The following is a 3,535-nucleotide window of genomic DNA, read 5'->3' as shown; positions in this document are numbered from 1 at the left end:
GTGGGAGCCGGGCCGGCTCTTGACACTCACCCGGCGCGGGGGGACGAGGCCCTGCGGCGGGCGCTGGAGGACGCTTCGATGGGCCGCTGGGAGAGCCCGCGCGACCTGCTGACCTTGACCGGGGAGGACTGGGATCTGCGGATCTTCCGTCTCCAGGTGCTCGCTGAGGCGGGGGCGCGGCTCACCTTCGCCGATACCTGGGCGAAGGCCGAACCGCGCTCTCCTCACGCTCTGGCCCTGGTGGCGAATGTGCAGGCCCTGCGGGCGATGATCGCTGGCCGGAACGCCGGGCGGGCGCAGATGGAGGCCGCCTGGGGCACCTGCCGCACCGCGCTGAAGGTATGGCCGCCCGATGTCGCTCCGCTGGTCGTCATGCTCGCGCTGCTGCGCACCCACGCCCCCAACAGGGACACGCTCGCCCGCGTGTGGGAGGAGATCAAGCAGCGTGACCCTTGGAACAGAGAGGCGCACCACGAGGTCCTCACCTACCTCTTCCCCCGCTACCACGGGGCACAGGGCGAGGCCGCCTGGTGGGCCGAGGAGCAGGCGTCCATCGCCCCCCGCGGCCTGCCCCTCGCGCTCCTGCCCCTCGTTGCCCTGGCCGAGGCGCACCACTCCCGCCAGGAGCAGGCCCAGGAGACGTACGGCCACAGCTTCCACCCCTGGATGGAGTGTCCCCAAACCGACGTCGCACTGGAGCGCTGGTGGCGCCACCGCGCCCCGCGCCCGCACGCCTGTTTCGCCGACGACGCCAACTACCTCGCCCACGCACTGTCGTTCGGGAACCGGCACAGGGAAGCCCTGGAGGTCTTCGACGCGATCGGCCCCTACGCCACCCACGTCCCCTGGGCCTACTGCGGTGACGCCCGTGACCTCTTTCTGCGGCACCGTGCCTGGGCCTACAGCCCACCCCCGCGCCGAGGCCGCTGAACGCCCGGCACCACTCCACTCACCCAAGGAAGGACGGAATCTCTGTGCCTCTTGATGTCTCCCGCGTATCCGACGAGGAACGACTGCGACAACTCGGCTACCAGCAGACACTGTCGCGTTCCATGTCCGGGCGCGCGAACTTCGGCGTCAGCTTCACGATCATCTCCATCCTGTCCGGCTGTATGACGCTCTACGGCTACGGCATGGACACCGGTGGCCCCGCGGTCATGATGTGGGGCTGGCTGTTCGTCGGCCTCATGACGCTCTTCGTCGGGCTCTCGATGGCCGAGGTCTGCTCCTCCTACCCCACCAGCGCGGGCCTGTACTACTGGGCGCACCGCATGGCCCCCCGGCGCTCGGCGGCGGCGTGGGCGTGGTTCACCGGCTGGTTCAACACGTTGGGCCAGATAGCGATCACCGCAGGCATCGACTTCGGTGCCGCCAACTTCCTCAACGCCTGGCTCGACCTCCAGTTCGGCTACGAGGTCACGCCCGGCCACACCATGACCCTTTTCGGGGCCATCCTCATCCTCCACGGCGTGCTGAACACCTTCGGTGTGCGCATCGTCGCCCTCCTCAACGAGGTCTCCATCTGGTGGCACATCCTCGGCGTCATCCTCATCTGCGGCGCCCTGGTCCTCATCCCCGACCACCACCAGTCGACCAACTTCGTCTTCGGCGAGTTCGTCAACAACACCGGCTTCTCCTCCAGCCTCTACGTGGTGGCCATCGGGCTACTCATGGCGCAGTACACCTTCACCGGCTACGACGCCTCCGCCCATATGACCGAAGAGACCATCGACGCGGCCACCGCCGGCCCCAAGGGCATCGTCCGCTCCATCCTTGTCTCCCTCGGAGCCGGATTCGTCCTCCTCTTCGGCTTCACCTACGCCATCCAGTCCTACACAGGCTCCGTCAACTCAAGCACCGGGGTACCCCCGGCACAGATCCTCATGGACGCCCTCGGCGCGGCGAGCGGAAAGTGGCTACTGCTCGTCATCATTGTCGCCCAGCTGTTCTGCGGCATGGCATCGGTGACAGCGAACTCCCGCATGATCTACGCCTTCTCCCGCGACGGCGCCCTGCCCTTCTCCAAGACCTGGCACAAGCTCAACCCCCACACCCGTACCCCCACCAACGCCGTGTGGCTGGGCACCGGTGGCGCCTTCGTCCTCGGTCTCCCCTATCTCTGGAACGAGACCGCGTACGCGGCCGTCACCTCCATCGCGACCATCGGCCTCTACATCGCCTACGTCATCCCCACCTTCCTCAGACTGCGTCAGGGGGACCGGTTCGAGAGAGGTCCCTGGCACCTCGGTTCCTGGTCCACGATCATCGGCTCGATTGCCGTGGGGTGGGTCCTGGTGATCACGGTGCTGTTCATGCTGCCCCAGAGCTCACCGGTCACCTCGAACAGCTTCAACTACGCACCGATCGCGGTCGGCGTCGTCGTCGCCTTCTGCGGCACCTGGTGGCTCGTCTCGGCACGCAAGTGGTTCCTGAACCCGGACCACCCCCGCAACTCCACCACCGGCCAAGGCCATGGTCACGCAGCGGATTTCACTCATCTGTGATACGAGAATCCCATTTCAGCGGGTGGGCGGCAGCCCGCGGCCCATATCCCAGGCCAGCGGTAATTAGCCCCGCCCACCCGCTGGGTACTCAGCACAGCCGGACCGCCCTCACCTGGCGTGACCCGATGACACCCGACCCCGTCAGGGGATTCGGCTCGGCACCACCGAACCACGGATTAGGAGACCCGGTTCCGTGTTCACCACCGTCACCTACAACCTGCAAAATCTCGGCCTCCCCGAAGCGAGCCCGACCTCACCCACCCAGTATCAGAAGGTCGTGGACGTCCTGCGTGAGGTACTGGAGGATGTCCCCGATGCCCGGGGGGTCGTCGTCGGTGTGCAGGAGATCGTCGCACCCACGCTGCGTGCGGCTGGCCGGGTCATCAAGGCGCTCGCACGCGATACCGGCATGTGCTGCCAGGCCCTCCCGACCGTTGACAACCAGGCAGTCCCTGCCGTTGCCCGGGGAAGGCGTGGCAACGGCCCAGCGGGATTGACGTTCTTCGTAGGGCTGCTGTGGGCCGGGAGCATGGAGCCGATCCCCGGGACCCTGCGGGCATACCACGACCAGATGTGGCACGGCCTGATCACCGCCCAGTTCGATGTCGGACTGCCTCAGCCGTTGCTGGTGGGCTCCTGGCACGCCAACCCCTGGTGCCCGGACGCTCGCCTGAGCGAAGCCCGCCGCGTCTCCGTACCCTTCACCGCTCCCGGCCTCCCGGGCGTGCTGAGCTCGGACACCAACATGCTCGCTGCTGACCCCGCCCGCGACGGCAGCAGCTACTACGACCCCGACCCCTCCTCCTACGGCGATCTGGACAACCCGCTGTTGGACTGCCAGGTGCGCTGGAGCGACGACGGCGTACCGGAGGCCGACCGGCGCGGCGCCCACGTACTGCTGCGACGGCATCTGCATGACCCGGCCGCCGTGCTCGACAAGCCCTGGCAGGCCACCTGCGGACACGCCCCGGACCCGTGGGGGCCACGCCGCATCGACACCAATCGCATCACCCCAACCCTCCGCCCCGCCC

The 3,535-nt window shown here is 67.9% G+C and carries 3 protein-coding genes; all 3 read left to right on the top strand.

The genetic code is table 11. The features are described 5' to 3' along the window. The coding region (locus G5C65_RS33700) for a hypothetical protein (RefSeq protein WP_241266244.1) at nucleotides 1-930 on the top strand (930 nt) is incomplete at its 5' end. Nucleotides 931-1,052: 122 nt separating this feature from the next. Continuing rightward, the gene (locus G5C65_RS33695; RefSeq protein WP_165302858.1) at nucleotides 1,053-2,504 is read left to right on the top strand and encodes an amino acid permease; all 1,452 of its coding nucleotides are present in this window, start codon (nucleotides 1,053-1,055) and stop codon (nucleotides 2,502-2,504) included. 193 nt (nucleotides 2,505-2,697) lie between these two features. Beyond that, on the top strand, nucleotides 2,698-3,535 hold an 838-nt coding region (locus tag G5C65_RS33690), incomplete at its 3' end, for a hypothetical protein (protein WP_165302857.1).

Origin of the sequence: Streptomyces boncukensis, from assembly GCF_011045075.1 — a bacterium.
GTDB lineage: Bacteria > Actinomycetota > Actinomycetes > Streptomycetales > Streptomycetaceae > Streptomyces > Streptomyces boncukensis.
This window is presented reverse-complemented; position numbering and strand designations above follow the sequence as displayed.

Bases quoted from the DNA above. Each gene is read 5' to 3' on its own strand.
- G5C65_RS33695 (WP_165302858.1), top strand. From the start codon at position 1,053: ATGTCCGGGCGCGCGAACTTCGGCGTCAGCTTCACGATCATCTCCATC.